The organism is Mycobacterium sp. DL (assembly GCF_039729195.1).
Lineage (GTDB): Bacteria > Actinomycetota > Actinomycetes > Mycobacteriales > Mycobacteriaceae > Mycobacterium > Mycobacterium hippocampi_A.
In genome coordinates, this window is sequence record NZ_CP155796.1 from 1,649,322 (window position 1) to 1,669,012 (window position 19,691).

General features: G+C 68.3%; 15 protein-coding genes and 1 tRNA gene. 11 read left to right on the forward strand and 5 right to left on the reverse strand.

Features of this window, described 5'->3' with window-relative positions; all coding sequences use genetic code 11:
- Positions 1 to 9: 9 nt before the first annotated feature.
- Positions 10 to 405, reverse strand: coding sequence for a hypothetical protein (locus ABDC78_RS08030; RefSeq protein ID WP_178360865.1), 396 nt, complete (start codon positions 403 to 405; stop codon positions 10 to 12).
- Positions 406 to 451: 46 nt separating this feature from the next.
- Here ABDC78_RS08030 and ABDC78_RS08035 point away from each other — a divergent pair, with 46 nt between their 5' ends.
- Positions 452 to 1,546 (forward strand): potassium channel family protein, encoded by a 1,095-nt coding sequence (locus tag ABDC78_RS08035; RefSeq protein ID WP_178360864.1) that lies wholly within the window; start codon positions 452 to 454, stop codon positions 1,544 to 1,546.
- 28 nt (positions 1,547 to 1,574) lie between these two features.
- Positions 1,575 to 2,507: an NAD(+) diphosphatase gene (gene nudC / locus ABDC78_RS08040; RefSeq protein WP_178360863.1), complete on the forward strand. Its 933-nt coding sequence runs from the start codon at positions 1,575 to 1,577 to the stop codon at positions 2,505 to 2,507.
- A 147-nt stretch (positions 2,508 to 2,654) separates the two neighbouring features.
- On the opposite strand, the gene ABDC78_RS08045 is transcribed toward nudC, so the two are convergent.
- Positions 2,655 to 2,906: a mycoredoxin gene (locus ABDC78_RS08045; RefSeq protein ID WP_178360862.1), complete on the reverse strand. Its 252-nt coding sequence runs from the start codon at positions 2,904 to 2,906 to the stop codon at positions 2,655 to 2,657.
- Between the two features lie 82 nt (positions 2,907 to 2,988).
- On the opposite strand from ABDC78_RS08045, the gene ABDC78_RS08050 reads away from it, so the two are divergent.
- The 3 genes from ABDC78_RS08050 to ABDC78_RS08060 all read left to right on the forward strand — a co-directional run bounded on the left by ABDC78_RS08050 (position 2,989) and on the right by ABDC78_RS08060 (position 5,808).
- Entirely contained in the window at positions 2,989 to 5,100 is a 2,112-nt protein-coding gene (locus ABDC78_RS08050; protein ID WP_347133375.1) for an ATP-dependent DNA helicase UvrD2, read from the forward strand.
- Positions 5,101 to 5,210: 110 nt separating this feature from the next.
- Entirely contained in the window at positions 5,211 to 5,396 is a 186-nt protein-coding gene (locus ABDC78_RS08055; RefSeq protein ID WP_178360860.1) for a hypothetical protein, read from the forward strand.
- Between the two features lie 139 nt (positions 5,397 to 5,535).
- Positions 5,536 to 5,808, forward strand: coding sequence for a WhiB family transcriptional regulator (locus ABDC78_RS08060; protein ID WP_178360859.1), 273 nt, complete (start codon positions 5,536 to 5,538; stop codon positions 5,806 to 5,808).
- Between the two features lie 21 nt (positions 5,809 to 5,829).
- Here ABDC78_RS08060 and ABDC78_RS08065 read toward each other — a convergent pair whose 3' ends face one another.
- Genes ABDC78_RS08065 through ABDC78_RS08075 form a run of 3 tightly spaced genes read right to left on the reverse strand, consistent with a single transcriptional unit; the run spans position 5,830 to position 9,498 of the window.
- Positions 5,830 to 7,167, reverse strand: coding sequence for an AarF/UbiB family protein (locus ABDC78_RS08065; RefSeq protein WP_178360858.1), 1,338 nt, complete (start codon positions 7,165 to 7,167; stop codon positions 5,830 to 5,832).
- Between the two features lie 42 nt (positions 7,168 to 7,209).
- Positions 7,210 to 8,046, reverse strand: a complete 837-nt coding sequence (locus tag ABDC78_RS08070) for a cyclodehydratase (RefSeq protein ID WP_178360857.1) — start codon at positions 8,044 to 8,046, stop codon at positions 7,210 to 7,212.
- A 60-nt stretch (positions 8,047 to 8,106) separates the two neighbouring features.
- A complete protein-coding gene (locus tag ABDC78_RS08075) occupies positions 8,107 to 9,498 on the reverse strand; it encodes a zinc-dependent metalloprotease (RefSeq protein ID WP_347133377.1) in 1,392 nt (463 codons plus the stop codon).
- 73 nt (positions 9,499 to 9,571) lie between these two features.
- Between ABDC78_RS08075 and ABDC78_RS08080 the strand changes: the two genes are divergently transcribed.
- The 6 genes from ABDC78_RS08080 to ABDC78_RS08105 all read left to right on the forward strand — a co-directional run bounded on the left by ABDC78_RS08080 (position 9,572) and on the right by ABDC78_RS08105 (position 19,650).
- On the forward strand, positions 9,572 to 10,594 hold the full coding sequence (locus ABDC78_RS08080) for a PDZ domain-containing protein (RefSeq protein ID WP_178360855.1): 1,023 nt from the start codon (positions 9,572 to 9,574) through the stop codon (positions 10,592 to 10,594).
- A 77-nt stretch (positions 10,595 to 10,671) separates the two neighbouring features.
- Positions 10,672 to 13,695: a UPF0182 family protein gene (locus ABDC78_RS08085; protein WP_178360854.1), complete on the forward strand. Its 3,024-nt coding sequence runs from the start codon at positions 10,672 to 10,674 to the stop codon at positions 13,693 to 13,695.
- Positions 13,696 to 13,707: 12 nt separating this feature from the next.
- Positions 13,708 to 17,160 (forward strand): BTAD domain-containing putative transcriptional regulator, encoded by a 3,453-nt coding sequence (locus tag ABDC78_RS08090; protein ID WP_178360853.1) that lies wholly within the window; start codon positions 13,708 to 13,710, stop codon positions 17,158 to 17,160.
- A gap of 107 nt (positions 17,161 to 17,267) precedes the next feature.
- The gene (locus tag ABDC78_RS08095) at positions 17,268 to 17,888 is read left to right on the forward strand and encodes a hypothetical protein (RefSeq protein WP_178360852.1); all 621 of its coding nucleotides are present in this window, start codon (positions 17,268 to 17,270) and stop codon (positions 17,886 to 17,888) included.
- Between the two features lie 106 nt (positions 17,889 to 17,994).
- Complete coding sequence (locus tag ABDC78_RS08100) at positions 17,995 to 19,428, forward strand: FAD-binding oxidoreductase (RefSeq protein WP_178360851.1); 1,434 nt, start codon at positions 17,995 to 17,997, stop codon at positions 19,426 to 19,428.
- A gap of 145 nt (positions 19,429 to 19,573) precedes the next feature.
- A tRNA-Met gene (locus tag ABDC78_RS08105) sits at positions 19,574 to 19,650 on the forward strand.
- Positions 19,651 to 19,691 lie beyond the last annotated feature (41 nt).

Consider the following 19,691-nt stretch of genomic DNA (forward strand, 5'->3'; position numbering starts at 1 on the left):
CGTCTGGGCTCAGCTTTCGCGGTAGATCTTCAACGCCTGGGTGATCATCGGGATCTGCAGTGGCAGCCGGGCGACCGCGGCAGCACGCATCGGCAGCGGCTTGTCCTTCCACAGCCGGACCATGTTCACGTTCGCCGGCAACACTCCGAGGTACAGCGCGATCGCGGCCAGCGCCCCCACGCGCCGGGTCTTCGGAGCCACCAGCAGGCCGCCGACGGCGATCTCGGCGACACCCGAACCGTAGGTGTAGGCGCGCGGACTGCCGGGGAGCTCCGTCGGGACGATGGTGTCGAAGGGCTTGGGCGCGGCGAAGTGCAGGACCCCCATGCCGATCAGCCAGACACCGGTCTTGGCGCCACGCGACGATTTGGTGATCTGCTGCAGTACGGATGGGGACGAGGTCATGGTTACATTGTGCGGGTGCGGCAGCCTCACCCCGTGACTGACCCCTGTGGCTAAGGGCAGTCTGCGCCGACGGTTACGTCGGTTCGATCAGTCGTTGGCCGATCTGCCGGTCCATGCGCTCACCGACCGGGTGCAGATCCCGACCACGCCCGTCAGCCCGGCGCGCCGCATCACCACCCGCATCATCTACGCGATCGGCGCCTTGTGTGTCACGGTCCTGATCGTCTATCTCGACCGGCACGGCTACCGCGACATCGACTCGGCGCCCAACGACAACAACCCGCTGTCGCTGCTCGACTGCATCTACTACGCGACGGTCACGCTGTCGACCACGGGGTACGGCGACATCACCCCGGTCACGCCCTCAGCACGGCTCATCAACGTTCTGGTGATCACGCCGCTGCGGGTCGCATTCCTGGTCGTCCTCATCGGAACCACCGTCGAGACCCTCACCACGCAGTCGCGGCAGGTCTACCAGATCCAGCGATGGAGGAGCAGATTGCGTAACCACATCATCATCGTCGGCTACGGCACCAAGGGCCGGACTGCGGCCGCCGCCATGGTCGGCGACGAGGTCGCGCCCGCTGACATCGTCGTCGTCGACGAGGACGCCGCAGCCCTCGAGCGAGCCAAGAGCGCCGGTCTGGTCACCGTGCGGGGCAGTGCCACGGACTCCGAGGTGCTGCGACTGGCCAGCGCCCAACACGCCAAGTCCATCATCGTCGCGACCAATCGTGACGACACCGCTGTGCTCGTCACGTTGACGGCGCGCGAACTCGCACCCAACGCCAAGATCATCGCCGCGGTCCGCGAGGCCGAAAACCAGCATCTGCTCGAACAGTCCGGCGCGGACTCCACGGTCGTGACGTCCGAGACTGCGGGCCGTCTGCTCGGCATCGCCGTGCAGACGCCCAGCGTGGTGGAGATGATGGAGGACCTGCTGACCCCCGATGCAGGCTTTGCGATCGCCGAGCGCGAGGTCACCCCCAAGGAAGCGGGCAGCTCGCCGCGGCACCAGAGCGACATCGTCCTCGGCGTCGTACGCAACAAGAAGTTGATCCGCGTCGACGATCCGGAGGTCGACTCGCTCGAACTCGGCGACAGGTTGCTCTACATCCGCAGCGCGGACTCCGATCGATGAGCGCCTGCGCGAAGAGCAGAAGGCAGCGATGAATCCTTCGGGGTTCCGGCTGCGCAACATTCCGCTGCTGTCCCGGGTGGGAGCAGACCGCGCGGACACGTTACGCACCGACGTCGACGCAGCTGTCGCCGGATGGTCAGAGGCGCTGCTGCTGCGCGTGGATCGGCGCAACCAGGTGCTGATCTCCGAAGGCAGAGCGGTTCTCGGCCAGGCAGGCACGCTCGGTGACGCGCCGCCGGAGGACGCGGTGTTCCTGGGCCGACTGCGAGACGGTCGGCATGCCTGGGCGATCCGCGCGGAACTGCAACCCCCGGACGATCCCGGGGCGCCGACCGAGGTGCTCGACCTCCGCCGTGCCGGCCAGGTGTTCGACGATGTGAGCGCCCAGTTGGTGGCGACCGCCACCGCGCTGTTGAACTGGCATGACAGCGCCCGGTTCAGCCCTCTGGACGGGTCACCGACGGTGCCCGCCAAATCCGGGTGGTCACGGGTCAACCCGGTCACTGGCCGCGAGGAGTTCCCGCGCATCGACCCTGCGGTCATCTGCCTGGTGCACGACGGCCACGACCGCGCCGTGTTGGCCCGCCAGACGCTGTGGCCGGACCGGCTTTTCTCGATCCTCGCCGGATTCGTCGAGGCCGGTGAGTCGTTCGAAACCTGCGTGGTTCGCGAGATCTCCGAGGAGATCGGGCTGACCGTCACCGATGTGGAGTATCTGGGCAGCCAGCCGTGGCCGTTCCCCAGGTCGCTGATGATCGGCTTTCACGCTCTCGGCGATCCCGAGCAGGAGTTCGCGTTCAACGACGGCGAGATCGCCGAAGCGGCGTGGTTCACCCGCACCGAGATCCGCGAGGCCCTGGAGCAGGGCGACTGGGGTTCGACGAGTCAGTCCCGACTGCTGCTGCCCGGATCCATTTCGATCGCCAGGGAGATCATCGAATCCTGGGCTGCGCTGGATTGAGCCCAGGCGCTCAGTTCCGGGATCGTTCGGTACGCCGCCTCATGGCGAGATCGACACCTGGGCTGTGAGATCCCTCAAAGGGCCGGGAATCAGCAACCGTGATGTCAATCTCGATGCGAGGAGTGAAGAGAGCTCGGTCGAACCGAACTATCCGGCGAGCTTGGCTTTGACCTGCGCTCCAGTCGGATTCGTCAGGGTCGAGCCGTCGGCGAACTTCAGCGTCGGCACGGTCTGATTTCCCCCGTTCGCCGTCGCCACGAACTCCGCGGCGGCCGGGTCGGCCTCGATGTCGACCTCGGTGAAGGCGATGCCCTCGTTCTTGAGGACCTTCTTCAGGCGGACGCAGTAGCCGCACCACGACGTGGTGTACATGGTCACAACGTTTTGATCAGCGCTCATAAGGCACTCAACGTAGTCGACGCCGCCAACATGCCCGGAGCCGTGCCCGCGTTTGTCGGGCCGCGCTGACATGATGGGCGGCATGTCCCCAACGGCCTCGCGTGACCGGCTGCTTGGCGACCTCGACGAGGAGCAGCGCGAAGCCGTGCTCGCCGCGCGCGGGCCGGTGTGCGTGCTGGCCGGCGCCGGGACCGGCAAGACGCGCACCATCACCCGCCGCATCGCCCACCTCGTGACGGCCGGCCATGTCGCCCCGGCCCAGGTGCTCGCGGTGACGTTCACCCAGCGTGCGGCAGGGGAGATGCGCGGTCGGCTGCGGGCGTTGGACGACGGCACGGGTACCGGTGGGGTGCAGGCGATGACGTTCCACGCCGCCGCGCGCCGCCAACTGGCGTACTTCTGGCCCCGGGTGGTGGGCAACACCGAATGGCAACTCCTCGACACGAAGTTCTCGATCGTCGCCCAGGCCGCCAACCGCAGCGGCCTGCCCACCAGCACCGACGACGTCCGCGACCTCGCCGGCGAAATCGAATGGGCCAAGGGGTCTTTGGTCAGCCCCGAGGACTACCCGTCGACCGTCGCCGAGGCGGGCCGCGACATCCCGTTCGACGCAGCCAAGGTCGCGGCGGTGTACACCGCCTACGAGGCGCTCAAAGCCCGCCACGAAGGCAGGGCGTTGCTGGATTTTGATGACCTGCTGCTGCACACCGCGGCCGCGATCGAGACCGACGCCGCGGCGGCCCAGGAGTTCCGCGACCGCTACCGCTGCTTCGTCGTCGACGAGTATCAGGACGTCACCCCGTTGCAGCAGCGTGTGCTCGACGCCTGGCTCGGCAGCCGTGACGACCTGACCGTCGTCGGTGACGCCAACCAGACCATCTACTCGTTCACCGGCGCCTCACCTCGCTATCTGCTCGACTTCTCGCGGCGGTTCCCCGAGGCCGCGGTGATCCGGCTGGAGCGCGATTACCGCTCCACGCCGCAGGTGGTGTCGCTGGCCAACAGGGTGATCGCCGCCGCGCGCGGCCGGATGGCAGGCAGCAGGCTGCACCTGATCGGTCAGCGTCCGCCGGGTCCGGAGCCGACGTTCAGCGAGTACCCCGACGAGGTCGCCGAGGCGGCGGCGGTGGCCCGCAAGGTCAAGAAACTGCTCGAATCCGGCACTGCCGCTTCGGAAATCGCGGTGCTCTACCGCATCAACGCGCAGTCGGAGGTCTACGAAGAGGCGCTCACCGAGGTCGGCGTGCCGTTCCAGGTCCGCGGCGGTGAGGGGTTCTTCAGCCGGCAGGAGATCCGGCAGTCGCTGCTGGCGCTACAGCGCGCCGCCGAACGGGATCCGGCGGAGTCCGAGCGCCCGCTGCCGGAGATGGTCCGGGCGACCCTGGAGCCGCTGGGTCTGACCGCCGAGCCGCCGCCGGGTACCCGCGCTCGGGAGCGCTGGGAGGCGTTGGTCGCGCTGGCCGAGCTGGTCGACGAGGAAGTGGCGCAGCGTCCACAGCTCGACCTCCGCGCCCTGGTCGCCGAGTTGCGCCAGCGGGCGGACTCCCGCCACCCGCCGGTGGTGCAGGGCGTCACGCTGGCCTCGCTGCACGCCGCCAAAGGGCTGGAGTGGGACGCGGTGTTCCTGGTCGGGCTCGCCGACGGCACACTGCCGATCTCGCACGCGTTGTCCCACGGCCCCGACAGTGAGCCGGTGGAAGAGGAGCGGCGGCTGCTCTACGTCGGAGTCACCAGGGCGCGAGTGCATCTGGCGCTCAGCTGGGCATTGGCGCGGGCCCCGGGCGGACGGCAGGGCAGGCGCCCGTCGCGCTTCCTCAACGGCATCGCGCCGCAGTCTCAGCGCGATGACGGCCCGAGTCGGTCGCGTAAGCCCCGCGGCCCGGCGCCGCGCTGTCGGGTGTGCAACTCCGCGCTGACCTCACCCCCGGCGATCATGCTGCGGCGGTGTGAGACGTGTCCGTCCGACCTCGACGAACAACTGCTCGCCGAACTCAAGGACTGGCGGCTACGCATCTCGAAAGAGATGAGCGTGCCCGCCTACGTGGTGTTCACCGACAACACGCTGATCGCGATCGCTGAGGCCCTGCCGGCCGACGACGCCGCGCTGGTCGCCATCCCGGGTATCGGTGCCCGCAAGCTGGAGCAGTTCGGTGCCGACGTGATCGCGATGGTCAAAGGCCGCCAAACTCCGTAAAGATCGTGCCAAACCTGCTGGTCAGAAAATCGCTTGTCGGTTTCGGCTGGTACCGTCTAGCCTCAGAACACACAGACGAAGGCCATGTGCGAGAGGAGGGTGTCACGACAATGATCAGCAATCAACTGTTCACCGGCGTACGCGTTGCCGGCATATCGCGGACCTTCCATGCCCCCGTCTGGGCGCACCCCGCGCATCCCGCCGCCGCTATTGCCGCCGCCGCCATTGCGGCGCCGCGCAAGCGCCGCGCCGCCGCCGGCACGACTGCCGCGTCCGTGAATCGGGGCTCCATCTAGCAGGAACCCACGAAACGCCTGAAGGCCACGGACCCGCAATCACCGGATCCGTGGCCAGATTCGTTTCGGAACCCTTTCGAAGCCTGGTCGCAGATCCGTCACCGATGAGAATCAACGACCAGGAAGAAGAGGACCGGACATGTCTTCCCTGACATGTGAGCGAACGAAGCTGGCGGTGCCGTGCCACGAGAATCCCGATCTGTGGTTCGCTGAGGACCCGCGCGATCTCGAACAGGCCAAGGCGCTGTGTACGGACTGCCCGATACGCCGCGAGTGCCTCAATGCCGCACTCGAACGTCAGGAGCCGTGGGGTGTGTGGGGCGGTGAGATTCTGGACCGGGGTTCGGTGATCGCCCGCAAGCGTCCGCGTGGGCGGCCCCGCAAGGACACGAAAGAGCCTGTGGCCGCGTGATTCAACGCCGGCCCCGGCGCGCTACACCGCGTCGGGGTCGGCAAATCCCGGCACGGTCTCCTCGGCGATGCTCCGTGTCGGTACATGCGCGTCGAGCTGACACGAGATGGCCACGATCGACGCGATCACCCGCATCGGGATCGCCATCTTCGGCGGGATGTCCATCTGGCGGGCGGCCTTGATCTGCCCGGCAGCCTTGTCGAGTTCGAGGGTGGTCATCCGCTGCAGCCACTTGCGGGTGTAGTGGAACACCGGCACCTCGAGCGGGTCGACGTACTGCTTGAGCATGTCGTCGATGTCGGACGTGGACGGCTGCTGGCCCTTCTGGATGAAGCCGGCCTTCTGCATCGTCGGCAACAGCTTGTCGTAGTTCTTGTCGACGGCGTACCGCAGCGTCTGGCCCAGTTCGATGGGCCAGCCCCCGGGCATCGGGGCGACCGCGCCGAAGTCGATGACACCCATCTTTCCGTCGGGCATCAGCATGAAGTTGCCGGGGTGGGCGTCGCCGTGAACCTTTTCCAGCCGGCCCGGCGCGTCGTTGCAGAACACGAACAGCCGCGTGGCCATCAGGTCGCGCTGCTCCTGGGTTCCCTCGCGGATGATCTGCGACAGCGGGATGCCTTCGATCCACTCCTGGATGACGACCTTGGGCGCGCTGGCCACCACGTGCGGAACGATGAACTGCGGGTGGCCGTCGTAGGCCTTGGCGAACGCCCGCTGATTGTCGGCTTCGAGCCGGTAGTCCAGCTCCATCTCGGTGCGCTCGATCAGCTCGTTGACCACACCCTGCACATCGGCGCCGGGGGAGAGTTGCTTGAGCACACTCACCATCCGCTGCATCGTCTTCAGGTCGGCACGCAGTGCTTCGTCGGCGCCGGGGTACTGGATCTTGACCGCGACGACGCGGCCGTCGCCCCACACCGCCTTGTGCACCTGGCCGATGCTGGCCGATGCGATGGACTTGTCGTCGAATGACTGGAAGCGGTCCCGCCACTTGGTGCCCAACTGGGCGTCGAGCACCCGGTGCACCTTGGCCGCGGGCAACGGCGGCGCCTCGCGCTGCAGCTTGGTCAGCGCTTCGCGGTAGGGCTTGCCGTACTGCTCGGGGATCGCGGCTTCCATGACCGAGAGCGCCTGGCCGACCTTCATCGCGCCGCCCTTGAGTTCACCGAGCACGGTGAACAACTGCTGCGCAGCCTTGTCCATCAATTCGGCGTTGACGTCGTCCCTGGACTTGCCGGTCAGGCGCTTGCCGAAGCCCAGTGCGGCCCGGCCGGCCATGCCTACGGGCAGCGACGCCAGCTTCGCGTTGCGCGCGGCACGCCCTCGCTTGATGTCACTCACGACTCCATCATCCACGACTGCGAAGAACTTCCACCAACTAGTTGGAAACGATCGATGTCAGCATGAACACATTGCGTGCCGCGACCATCTGCGGGCCACGATCGAGCCTGTGGCGACGTCGAATTCCAGCGTGGTGTCCAGCGTGGACGGTGCGGCCGCCGCTTGGCCCGGCGCATCTTCACAGCTCACCGCGCGGACGACATGGTCGATCTCGTTGAGCGCCAGGGCGGCGGTCGCCAGCACCGTGGCCCGGTTGGCGGTACCCACGGTATGGCACAGCTGCGCCGCGACGGCGGGCCAGGCCGGGTCCCGGTCACTGCGGTGCAGGTCAGCACAGCGCAGGCAGCTGGTGACGCCGGGAATCACCAGCGGACCGACCAAACCGACGCCGTCGCGGACCCGCACGGCCAGATGGGGCACACCGGCGTCGTGCAGTTCGCGGACCACCCGCGGGTCGGCGACCAGGTAGTCGGTCAGCACGACGAGGTCCGCCGATCCCGTGGAGGCGTGGGTTCTGCTGCTCTGGCTCATCCGGATGCCCGAGCTGCGCAGTGACGCCGTGAGCTGGTCGGTCAGCGGGCCGCTGCCGTGGATGCGGACCGAGGCCGCGCGGGTTCGGCGCCGCGAGACTTCGCTGACCACGCCGGCGTCGACGAGATGGCTGACCAGCGTGGTGACCACCGACGCCTCGGCGCCGCGGGTGGCTGCCAGGGACTGCAACTCGGCAATCGTCGCGGCGGATTGCAGCCCGCGCAGCAGTTCAGCCAGGACGTTCGCAGACAGCCCGGGCGGCGGATGCACCACGACCGCGCGCCGCGGATCCCAGCCCACCTGGACCGTGTCGTCGGGGCGGGCCAGCACCGGAGTGGCCGTGCTGAGCGCATATCGCGTCATGCAACGACACTGACATGCGCCGGCGGCCCCGAGCCGGGTTATCCACAGGGGCCGTCGCTCTCACTCGCGCGGGCGGTCGGTCCCGTCGTCGTCGCGCTTGGCATCGTCGGCTTCGGTCAGCGCCTGTTCGATGGCGCTGTCTAGGTCGCTGGTGTCGCCGCCGATGATGCGGTCGATGAATCCGGCGGGCTCGTCCAGGTCGGATGCGCTCGGCAGCAGGTCGGGGTGCTGCCAGACAGCGTCGCGGGCGTCGGAGCCGACTGCCTGGGTCAGCCTCTCCCACAGCGCCGCGGCTTCACGCATCTTGCGTGGCCGCAGTTCGAGACCGACCAGGGTGGCGAACGTCTGCTCGGCCGGTCCGCCGGTGGCGCGGCGCCGTCGCAGCGTCTCGCTCAGCGCCGGAGTGCCGGGGATCCGTTCGCCCAGAGCGTCGATGACCACGGTCTGCACCCAGCCCTCGATCAGCGCCAGAAGCGTCTCCAGCCGTTCCAGCGCAGCGGTCTGCTCCGGGGTGGCCTTCGGCTCGAAGATGCCCTGATTGAGCAGCTGCTCCATCTGGGACGGGTCGGTCAGCGAGGCGGGGTTGAAGTCGCGGGCGAACTCCTCGATGCCGCTCATGTCGATCTTGGTGCCCTTGGCGAACGCCTCGACGGTGCTCAGGAGCTGCGTGGCAAGCCACGGCACGTGGCTGAACAACCTGTGGTGGGCGGCTTCGCGCGCGGCCAGGAACGTGACGATCTCGCTGCGCGGTTGCTCGAGGCCGTCGGCGAGTGCCTCGACCGCTTCGGGCATCAGGGCCGCGACCCCCTTGGGTCCCAGCGGCAGCCCGATGTCGGTGGAGGTCAACACTTCTCGGGAGAGCTTGCCCAACGCCTGGCCCAGCTGCGAGCCGAACGCCATGCCACCCATCTGCGACATCATCGACAGCAGCGGACCGGCCATGGCCTTCGCTTCCTCGGGCAGCGCCGACGCCCACACCGTGGAGAGTTGCTCGGCGACCGGGTCACACAGCCGCTTCCAGGTGTCGAGGGTGTTGTCGAGCCAGTCGGTCGGGGTCCACGCCACCGCCCTGGTGGTGCCGGCCGGCAACGGGGTCGCCCCGTCCAGCCAGGTCTCGGCCAACCGGACCGCATCGGCGATGGCGGTCGCGGTCTGCTCAGGCACGGGCGCGACGAATCCGATGGAGTTCGAGGCGAGTTGGCGGGCCAGGTCGTAGTTGACCGGTCCGGCACCCGATCCGCCGGGAGTCATCGTCCCCGCGCCACTGAACATCTCGCCGAGCTTGCTGAAGATCTGGCCGAGTTGCGACATGTCGAACTCGCCGCCGCCCGGGAACGCACCCCCGAAGGGATCGCCACCGGAGCCGGGGTCTTTCTTGGGTTTGTCACGCTCAGGGTCATCCCCGGCGGAGAAGCCGAAGGGCGGGTCAGCCATAGGTCCAACCGTACTCACCGCACCGCGGTCGTGCGGCGATGCGGGTCACGCTCTCAGTGAACCAACCGGGTGAACCTCTACTGTGGGCGGCGTGAACAGGCGGATCTCGACCCTGATCGTCGCGCTGGTGCCGATCCTGGCGTTCGGCATTCTGATGACGTTGGTGACGGTGCCGTATGTCGCGCTCGGGCCCGGCCCGACGTTCGACACGCTCGGGGAGGTCGACGGCAAGCAGGTCGTCGACATCGAGGGCGCCGACCTCCACCCCACGTCCGGTCACCTCAACATGACGACGGTGTCGCAGCGCGACGGACTGACGCTGGGGCAGGCGCTGGTGTTCTGGGCTTCGGGTCGTGACCAGTTGATCCCGCGCGATCTGGTGTACCCGCCGGACCGCACGAAAGAAGAGATCGACGAGGCGAACAGCACCGACTTCCGGCAATCGGAGGACAGCGCGGAGTACGCCGCTCTGCACTACCTGGAGTACCCGATGGCCGTCACCGTGGAGAACGTCGATTCCGAGGGCCCGTCGAACGACAAGTTGCAGGCCGGCGACGCCATCGACGCGGTCAACAACCAACCCGTCGCCACCCTCGAGCAGTTCCAGGAGATCCTCGCGGGCACCAAACCGGGTGACCGGATCGTCGTCGACTACCGGCGCAAGAACGCCCCGGCGGGGATCGCCGAGATCACGCTCGGTAAGCACCCCGACCGCGACCAGGGTCTGCTCGGGGTCGGCGTGCTCGATGCGCCGTGGGCGCCGTTCACCATCGACTTCAACCTCGCCAACATCGGGGGGCCGTCGGCGGGTCTGATGTTCAGCCTCGCGGTGGTCGACAAGCTGACCACCGGCGACGTCAACGGGTCCAAGTTCGTCGCCGGTACCGGGACCATCACCGGCGACGGCGAGGTCGGCTCGATCGGCGGGATCACCCACAAGATCGTCGCAGCACGCGAGGCCGGCGCCACCGTCTTCCTGGTGCCTGCCGACAACTGCGACGAGGCCAAGAGCGCCGACGAAGACGGCATCGAACTGCTCAGGGTGGAGACGCTCGAGGAGGCGATCGGCTCGTTGCGGACGCTTTCCGCTGGTGGCGAACCCCCTAGCTGCTGACGCGATGCGGCCGGGCGGGTGCGTAGAGTTATGGCACCTGAACAACTGCTGGGAATGTTCGAGACTGGAGTGATCGAGTGGGTATGCGGCCCTCGGCGAAAATGCCGACGCTGACGCGACGAAACCGGGTACTGATCGGGGTCGCCCTGGTCGCCGTGGTGCTGTTGTTGATCGGTCCCCGTTTCATCGACACCTACGTGAACTGGCTGTGGTTCGGCGAACTGGGATACCGCTCGGTGTGGACCACCCAGATCGTGACGCGTGTTGTCATCTTCTTCGTCGTGGCCATCCTGATGGGTGGCGTGGTGTTCGCCGCGATGGCGCTCGCCTATCGGACCCGGCCGGTGTTCGTGCCCACCGCAGGCCCCAACGATCCGATCGCGCGTTATCGCACCGCGGTCATGTCGCGGCTGCGCCTCGTGGGCATCGGCGTGCCGGCCTTCATCGGTGTGATGTCGGGTTTTGTGGCGCAGAGCTATTGGGACCGGGTGCAGCTGTTCCTGCACGGCGGCAGCTTCGGTGTCTCCGATCCCCAGTTCGGCCTCGACCTGGGCTTCTACGCGTTCGATCTGCCGTTCTACCGGCTGGTGCTGACCTCGCTGTTCGTCGCCGGCTTCCTGGCCTTCATCGCGAACCTGCTGGGCCACTACCTGTTCGGCGGGATCCGGCTGACTGGACGCGCAGGTGCACTGAGTCGCGCGGCCCGCATCCAGCTGATCACCATGCTCGGCATCCTGATGCTGCTCAAGGCCGTCGCCTACTGGTTCGACCGCTACGAACTGCTCAGCAACACCCGCGGCGGCAAGCCGTTCACCGGTGCCGGCTACACCGACATCAACGCGGTACTGCCGGCGAAGCTGATACTGATGGCCATCGCGGTCATCTGTGCGGTAGCGGTGTTCTCGGCGATCTTCCTGCGCGATCTGCGGATCCCCGCGATCGGCGTGGTGCTGCTGCTGCTCTCGTCGCTGGTCATCGGCGCCGGCTGGCCGCTGGTGGTCGAGCAGATCAGCGTGCGGCCCAACGCCGCTCAGAAGGAAAGCGAATACATCGGCCGAAGTATCACCGCGACCCGGCAGGCCTACGGGATCACCGACGAAACGGTGACCTACCGCAGCTACCCGGGCAACACGTCCGCCACGGCGCAACAGGTGGCCGCCGACCGTGCCACCACCTCGAACATCCGCGTGCTCGACCCGAACATCGTCAGCCCGGCGTTCACCCAGTTCCAGCAGGGCAAGAACTTCTACTTCTTCCCCGATCAACTGAACATGGACCGCTACGCCGACGACGACGGCAATCTGCGCGACTACGTGGTCGCCGCCCGCGAGCTGAACCCGGATCGTCTGATCGACAACCAGCGCGACTGGATCAACCGGCACACCGTGTTCACCCACGGCAACGGCTTCATCGCCTCGCCGGCCAACACGGTGCGCGGGGTGGCCAACGATCCCAACCAGAACGGTGGCTATCCGGAGTTCCTGTCCAGCGTCGTGGGCGAGAACGGCGAGGTGGTCTCACCGGGTCCGGCACCGCTGGCCCAGCCCCGCATCTACTACGGCCCGGTCATCGCCAACACCCCGGCCGACTACGCGATCGTCGGCGAGAACGGTGCCCCGCGCGAGTACGACTACGAAACCAACACCGACACCAGGAACTACACCTACACCGGCTCCGGTGGTGTGCCGATCGGTAACTGGCTGTCGCGCAGCGTGTTCGCCGCCAAGTACGCAGAACGCAACTTCCTGTTCTCCAACGTCATCGGCGAGAACAGCAAGATCCTGTTCAACCGCGACCCCGCCGACCGGGTGGAGGCCGTGGCGCCGTGGCTGACCACCGACACCGCGATGTACCCGGCGATCGTCAACGAGCGCATCGTCTGGATCGTCGACGGTTACACAACGCTGGACAACTATCCGTACTCGGAGTTGACGACGCTGTCGAGCGCCACGATCGACTCGAACGAAGTGGCGCTGAACCGACTGCAGCCGGACAAGCAGGTGTCCTACATCCGCAACTCGGTCAAGGCGACCGTCGACGCCTACGACGGCACCGTGACGCTGTACGCGCAGGACGAGCAGGACCCGGTGCTGCAGGCCTGGATGAAGGTCTTCCCCGACACCATCCAGCCCAAGAGCGCGATCTCGCCCGAGTTGCAGGAGCACCTGCGCTACCCGGAGGATCTGTTCAAGGTGCAGCGCGCGCTGCTGGCCAAGTACCACGTCGACGACCCGGTGACGTTCTTCTCGACGTCGGACTTCTGGGACGTTCCGCTGGATCCGAACCCCACGGCCAGCAGCTACCAGCCGCCGTACTACATCGTTGCCAAGAACCTGGCCGAGAACAACAGTTCGTCGTCGTTCCAGCTGACGAGTGCGATGAACCGGTTCCGACGGGACTTCCTGGCGGCCTACATCAGTGCCAGTTCGGATCCCGATTCGTACGGCAGGCTCACTGTGCTGACGATCCCGGGTCAGGTCAACGGTCCGAAGCTGGCGTTCAACGCGATCAGCACCGACACCGCGGTCAGCCAGGACCTCGGTGTGATCGGCCGGGACAATCAGAACCGGATTCGCTGGGGCAACCTGCTGACGTTGCCGATCGGGGAGGGCGGCCTGCTCTACGTGGCGCCGGTCTACGCCTCACCGGGCAACACCGATGCGGCGTCGTCGTACCCACGCCTGATCCGCGTGGCGATGATGTACAACGACCAGATCGGCTACGGGCCGACCGTTCGGGACGCCTTGATCGACCTGTTCGGTCCGGGTGCCGACGCGACCGCCACCGGGCCGGAACCCACCAACGCACCGGCCGGTCAGCAACCTGAGGCTCAACCCCAGGCCGACCAGCAGGCGTCGGTGACGCCGCCGGCGCAGCGGCCCGGTCAGAGCCCGCAGGCGCCCCCCGCCACACCGGCGCCCGCCGCGGCGGTGCCCAGTGGGCCGACCCAGTTGTCAGGCGCGAAAGCGGCTGCGCTGGAAGAGGTCAACACGGCGCTCGACGCGATCCAGGAGGCGCAGCGTAACGGTGACTTCGCGCAGTACGGCGAAGCGTTGCAACGCCTCGACGACGCGGTGAACGAATACCAGTCGACGGAGTAGTAACCTCCGCCGATGCGATATCGGTTGCTCGGACCGCTCCAGGTGGTCCAGGGAGATGCGCCGCTGGACATCGGCCCGCCCAAACAGCGGGCGGTGCTGGCGGCGCTTCTTCTGGCGCAGGGCCGCGTGGTGTCGGTGGACCGGCTGACGGACGTCGTCTGGGGAGATGACGTCCCGGCCAGCGCCACGGCGAGCCTGCAGGCCTACATCTCCAATCTGCGGCGGGCACTGCGCGGGGGATCCGGGGAATCGCTGATGGCTTCCTCGGTGGCGCAGCCGATCGTGCGGCGACCTCCGGGCTACTACCTCGACGTCGGCACCGACGACGTCGACCTGACGGACTTCGTGGCAGGGTGCACGCGCGCCGCGGCAGCGGTCGAAGCCGAGCGGTGGGCCGACGCGTTGGCCGAGGCGGAGGCCACGCTGGCACTGGTGCAGGGCGAGTTGCTCGAAGACCTGGCCGACGCGGAATGGGTGCGCGAAGATGCAACCCGCACGGCGGAGATGCTCTCGGATTGTCTGGCCAACAAGGTGATTGCGTTGCTCGCCCTGGGACGGTTGCCGGCTGCGTTGACGGAGATCTCCCGACTGCGTGAGCGCGATCCGCTGGCCGATCGCGGGTGCCGACTGCAGATGCTGGCGCTGTACCGCGCCGGTCGCGCCGCCGAGGCGCTGGACGTCTACTCCCGGCACGCTCGGCTGCTCGACAGGGAACTCGGTCTCGAGCCCGGACCGCAACTGCGGGACCTCCAGACGGCGGTGCTGCGTCAGGCGCCCGAACTGTCGGGGTGGCCACGCCCGCCGGAATGGACCGGTGCCGCGGCGCTCCCCGAACCGGAGGTCGCAACCGCGGTCGTCGACACGGTTGACGACGGCCCCCAGCGTGCACCCATGGTGGGGCGGGAACGCGAACTGGCAACCGCAGCAGACGTTCTGACGCAGGTGCGGGCGGGCGCCACGAGATGGCTGGTGCTGTCGGGTCCTCCCGGGATCGGCAAGACCCGGCTGGCCGAGGAGGTGGCGGGCCTGGCGGCCGCCGACGGCGGTGAGGCAGTCTGGGTCAATTGCCCCGACGAACGCGCCACGCCGCCCTGGTGGCCGATGCGCCAACTGGTGCGGGCACTCGGCGCGGACGCCGACGAGGTGCTCGAGGTGCCCCGGCACGCTGACCCCGACACCGCCAGATTCCTTGTCTACGAACGGATCCAGTCGCTACTGGAGTCCGTCCCCGGCGTGCTGACGGTGATCGTCGACGACGTCCAGTGGGCGGACAGCACCTCCGCGAGTTGTCTGGCCTACCTCGCCGGAGCGCTCCGCGACCGCGGCGTCCTGCTCATCGTGACCGTGCGCGACGGGGAACATGCTCCCGAAGTGGCTCGTCTGCTCAGCACCGTGGCGCGCGGGAAGGGGAACCGGCACGTCGAGGTGCCTGCGCTGTCGTCGGCCGACGTCGCCACGTTGGCCAACGACGTCGCCGAAGAGATCGTGACGCCCGCCGAAGCGGCCGAACTGGCCGACCGCACCGGGGGCAACCCGTTTTTCGTCTCGGAGTACGCGCGGCTACCGCGGGCCGAGCGTGCGGGTAACGAGATCCCGCGGGCAGTGCGGTTGGTGCTGGACCGGCGACTGGCCGCGTTGGACCCGGTGGTCGTGCAGATGCTGCGCACCGCCGCGGTGATCGGTGACACGATCGACGCCGCCGCGGCCCCGGTACTGGCGCAGGCCACCCGGCTGGACCTCGACACCCTCGCCGACTACCTCGACGAAGCAGCCGACGAGCGGATCATCGTCGCCGCCCACGACGGTGACGGGTACGAATTCGCCCACGGGCTGCTGCGGGAGCAGTTGCTGTCCGGCATCCCCGCGCTGCGCCGACAACGTCTGCACGCCAAGGTCGCAGACGTGCTGTCCGAGAGCGCCGCGCCGGACGCCGCGACACGGCGCGCCCAACATCTTGTCGGGGCGCAGCCGCTGGTCGAACCGGCCACCGTGGTGGCGGCCTGCCGTCTTGCCGCCGAACAGGCGACTGCACAGTGGAGTTCGGACATCGCGGCCGGCTGGTGGCAGGCCGCATTGGACGCCTACGACCGGCTTCCGGTGTCGGCCCGCGACGATGGCGAGCGCGACGCGCTCACCGTCGAGTTGCTCGAGGCGCACTCCCGGGCGGGACGGGGTCAGCTGGTGCTCGACAGCGTGCAGCGGTACCTCGGCGAGGCCCTGCGCTCCGGCCGTGTCGCCAGTGCGGGTCGGGTGTCCAGCGCACTGCTGCGGGCCAGCGGGGGATGGCCCTGGCTGGCGCCGGGACAGGATCCGGGAGAACTGCTTTCGCTGTTGTCGCGCGCTGCCGGCCTGTCCGACAGCGAACCGGCTTCGGCGGCCAGGGTGCTGCCCGCGCTGGCCGTCGGGCACTGCTACCACCCGGATCCCGACATCGCCGCCGAGCTGCTGGATCGGGCCGAACGCGTCGCCGACGCCACCGGGGATCCCGATGTCCTCGCCGACGTGCTGGTGGGCCGACTCATCACCTACTCCGGCGTGGCCACCTACAGCAAGCAGACTCTGTCCTGGGTGCAGCGGCTGGATTCGCTGCGGCACAACAGGTCACGTCAGGATGCGGTGATCGCGCACTCGGTGGCGACGATGGCGGCGATGAACCTCGGCGACGTGGCGGGAGCTCGTCGCCACCTGCGGGCAGGCATTGCCGGTAGCGAGGATCTGAAGCTTCCGGTGCTGCGTGCCCAATTGCGGTGGATGGAGGCCGTATTGGCGATGTGGGCCGGTGACTTCGCCGAAGCCGAGCGCCACCACGGGATCGCTGTGCACGTACACGAGCAGACCGAACTCTACGAAGCGGGCAGCGGGCTGTTGGCGGCGGCGTCCCTGCTGCGCGAGCGGGGCGGACCGCTCGACCCGAGCTGGAACAACCTGCACGCCAGCCAGGAGACGGGAGGCCAGGGCATGGTCGGAGTGGTGCGCACCGCGCTGCTCACGCTGGCCACCGGCCCGCAGGCTCGCGCCGATGCCGCCGCCACGCTGCGTGCCTGTGTCCACGACACCGGCCGCGGCCACATCTGGACCACGCTCGGGCATCTGACGCTGCTGGCGCACCTGAGCGCCGACCACAGATTATCGGAGTTCACCGAACCACTCCTGCAGGCGCTCGGCCCGTTTCGGGACCGCATCGCGGTGCTCGGCCAGGTGGGTATCGCGGGACCGGTCGCTCTGGCGACCGCCCGGCTGCATGCGTTGCGCGGCGAGCGATCCCGAGCGCTCGAGGATGTGGCGCTGGCGCGCGGCATCGCCGAGCGCAGCGGCGGTGTGCCCACGCTGTTGCGGTGCCGGCTGCTGGAATGCGAGATGACCGAATCCGATTCGGAGCGTTCGGGTTTGGCGCGTGCGCTGGCGGCGGATGCGGCCCAGGCGGGCATGTCGGGGGTGGGTCAGGCCGCAGAAGCCCTGATCTGAGCTGCTGGTTCGCCGTTGTTGGCCATTGCTCTGAGCCGCGCAGCGGAGGACGATGAGGTGGTCCGGCGGCGCCGCTGTGACGCTGCCGCGGACCATGGAGGCAGAACATGTACGCACGCAGTTTCACCATCCACGCGCGGCCCTCGACGATCGACGCCGGCATTGCCTACATCCACGACACGGTGTGGCCCGCGCTGACCGGTCTCGACGGCTACGTCGGGTTGTCGTTGCTGGTGGACCGCCTCAACGGGCGATGCATCGCGACCACGGCGTGGCAGTCAGAGCAGGCGCTGAAGGCCAGCCGCGAGGCCACCGCCGAACTGCGGGACCGGACCGCGGAGATCCTCGGCGGCAGCCCCACCGTCGACGACTGGGAGATCGCGGCGGTGCATCGCGACCATCGTTCGGCCCCGGGGGCGTGTGTGCGGGTGACGTGGGCCCGGGTCGAACCGGAGCTGGCCGACCGCGCGATCGATGGTTACCGGCTGGCCACCATTCCCGCTCTGGCCGAACTCGACGGCTTCTGCAGCGCCAGCCTGCTGGCCGATCGCGAATCCGGCTTCGGCGTAGCGTCGGTGACCTTCGACAGCGGCGAGGCGATGCGGCGCAGCCGAGGGGCGACCGACGCGATGAAGGCCGCCACCGTCCGCGACGCCGGCGCCGAGATCATCGATGAAGGTGAGTTCGACCTGGTGCTGGCGCATCTACGGGTCCCCGAGATGGCCTGACCCCACAGGCCGCCGCTTGGATTTTTCTTGGATCGCGGCTTCAAGTGCCTGCCAAGTCCGGTCGGTGATGCTGTGTGCCGACACCAGGACCTGGAAAGGCACTTCGATGACAGCACCGACCGACCTCACCCGTACCGACCTCACTCCTACTGACCTCACTCCTACCGACCTCACTCCTACCGAGGCGCTCCACACGTTGCGCGACCACGTCGCCACCCACGTGGCTCTGCCGGGGGAGCCCGGCTACGAGCGGTGTACGCCGTGGAACGTGGCGGCCCCTGTGACGCCGGCGGCGGTGGTGCTGGCGACGACGCCGGAGGACATCGCCGGCACCGTCAGGTTCGCCGCCGCGCACGGCTACACGGTCACGGTGCAGGCCACCGGGCACGGTGCAGTCGGGGTCGGCGCGAGCACGATCCTGGTGCAGACCTCGGCGATGAAGCACTGCCCTGTGGATGCGGTGAATCGAACGGCGCGGGTGGAGGCGGGGGCCCGCTGGCAGGACGTGATCGACATCGCCACCCCGCACGGCCTGGCGCCGCTGTGTGGTTCGGCGCCCGGAGTCGGCGTGGTCGGCTACCTCACCGGCGGTGGGATAGGGCCGCTGGTCCGGACGGTGGGGCTGTCGTCGGATCACGTGCGCGCGTTCGACGTGGTGACCGGCGAAGGCACGCTGCTGCGCGCCACCCCCGACGAGAACGCCGACCTCTTCTGGGGTCTGCGCGGCGGGAAGGCGACGCTAGGGATCGTCACCGCGGTGGAGATCGATCTGCTGCCGATCGCTCGGTTCTACGGCGGCGCAGTGTATTTCGATGGTGCTGACGCCGAAGCGGTGCTGCACGCGTGGGCGTCGTGGAGTGTGGGTCTGCCGGAGACGGTCAACACGTCGCTCGCAGTCCAGCAGCTGCCGCCGCTTCCGGGGGTGCCCGAGGTGCTGGCCGGTCGGATGACGGTCGCTGTGCGCTACACGGCAGTCGGAGACTTCGACGATGCCGAACGGCTGCTGGCGCCGATGCGGGCCGTCGCCACCCCGGTGATGGACACCGTCGGTGTGCTGCCATACGCGGCGATCGGCGCGGTGCACGCCGACCCGGTCGACCCAATGCCGATCAACGAGGAGCAGGCGCTGCTGTCGGCGCTGCCCGCCGAGGCTGTGGACGCGTTGCTTGCGGTCGCAGGCCCGGGTTCGGGCTCGCCGCAGGCGATCGTCGAGCTTCGGCTGCTCGGGGGAGCGCTGGCGCGGGAGCCGCGGCATCGCAGCGCGTTCTGTCAGCGCAACGCCCTGTTCTCGGTTGCGGTCATCGGTGCGCTGATGCCGGAGATCGCCGAGTACGTGGTTGGTCACGCCGGTGAGGTCGTCCGGGCCGTCGCCCCGTGGTCCACAGGCGGGCAGATGGCGAACTTCGCAGCGTCTTACGACCCGGCACGGCCCGCGCGGGTGTACAGCGACGACACCCGCCACTGGCTGGCAGCCCTGGCCGACCGCTACGACCCGGCCGGCGTGCTGGCGACGGGTCAGGTGATCCGCACCACACGTTGATCCCGCTGATGCCCCGCGAGCGCGCGTGTCTGCCCGTCGACACGCCGTAAATCGTGTGCAAACGCGTGCGCTCGCGGCCCGCGAGGGTGCCTGAACAGGCGATTTGGAAGGGCTGCGCCCGCATGGGTAACCTTGCGTTCACCATCGCGGGGTGGAGCAGCTCGGTAGCTCGCTGGGCTCATAACCCAGAGGTCGCAGGTTCGAATCCTGTCCCCGCTACCAGGTAAAACGGCCCTCGGAGATCTCTCCGGGGGCCGTTTTCA

Coding starts and splice junctions, on each gene's coding strand:
- ABDC78_RS08030 (WP_178360865.1), bottom strand. CDS start 405: ATGACCTCGTCCCCATCCGTACTGCAGCAGATCACCAAATCGTCGCGT.
- nudC (WP_178360863.1), top strand. CDS start 1,575: ATGAATCCTTCGGGGTTCCGGCTGCGCAACATTCCGCTGCTGTCCCGG.
- ABDC78_RS08045 (WP_178360862.1), bottom strand. CDS start 2,906: ATGAGCGCTGATCAAAACGTTGTGACCATGTACACCACGTCGTGGTGC.
- ABDC78_RS08050 (WP_347133375.1), top strand. CDS start 2,989: ATGTCCCCAACGGCCTCGCGTGACCGGCTGCTTGGCGACCTCGACGAG.
- ABDC78_RS08055 (WP_178360860.1), top strand. CDS start 5,211: ATGATCAGCAATCAACTGTTCACCGGCGTACGCGTTGCCGGCATATCG.
- ABDC78_RS08060 (WP_178360859.1), top strand. CDS start 5,536: ATGTCTTCCCTGACATGTGAGCGAACGAAGCTGGCGGTGCCGTGCCAC.
- ABDC78_RS08070 (WP_178360857.1), bottom strand. CDS start 8,046: ATGACGCGATATGCGCTCAGCACGGCCACTCCGGTGCTGGCCCGCCCC.
- ABDC78_RS08090 (WP_178360853.1), top strand. CDS start 13,708: ATGCGATATCGGTTGCTCGGACCGCTCCAGGTGGTCCAGGGAGATGCG.
- ABDC78_RS08095 (WP_178360852.1), top strand. CDS start 17,268: ATGTACGCACGCAGTTTCACCATCCACGCGCGGCCCTCGACGATCGAC.
- ABDC78_RS08100 (WP_178360851.1), top strand. CDS start 17,995: ATGACAGCACCGACCGACCTCACCCGTACCGACCTCACTCCTACTGAC.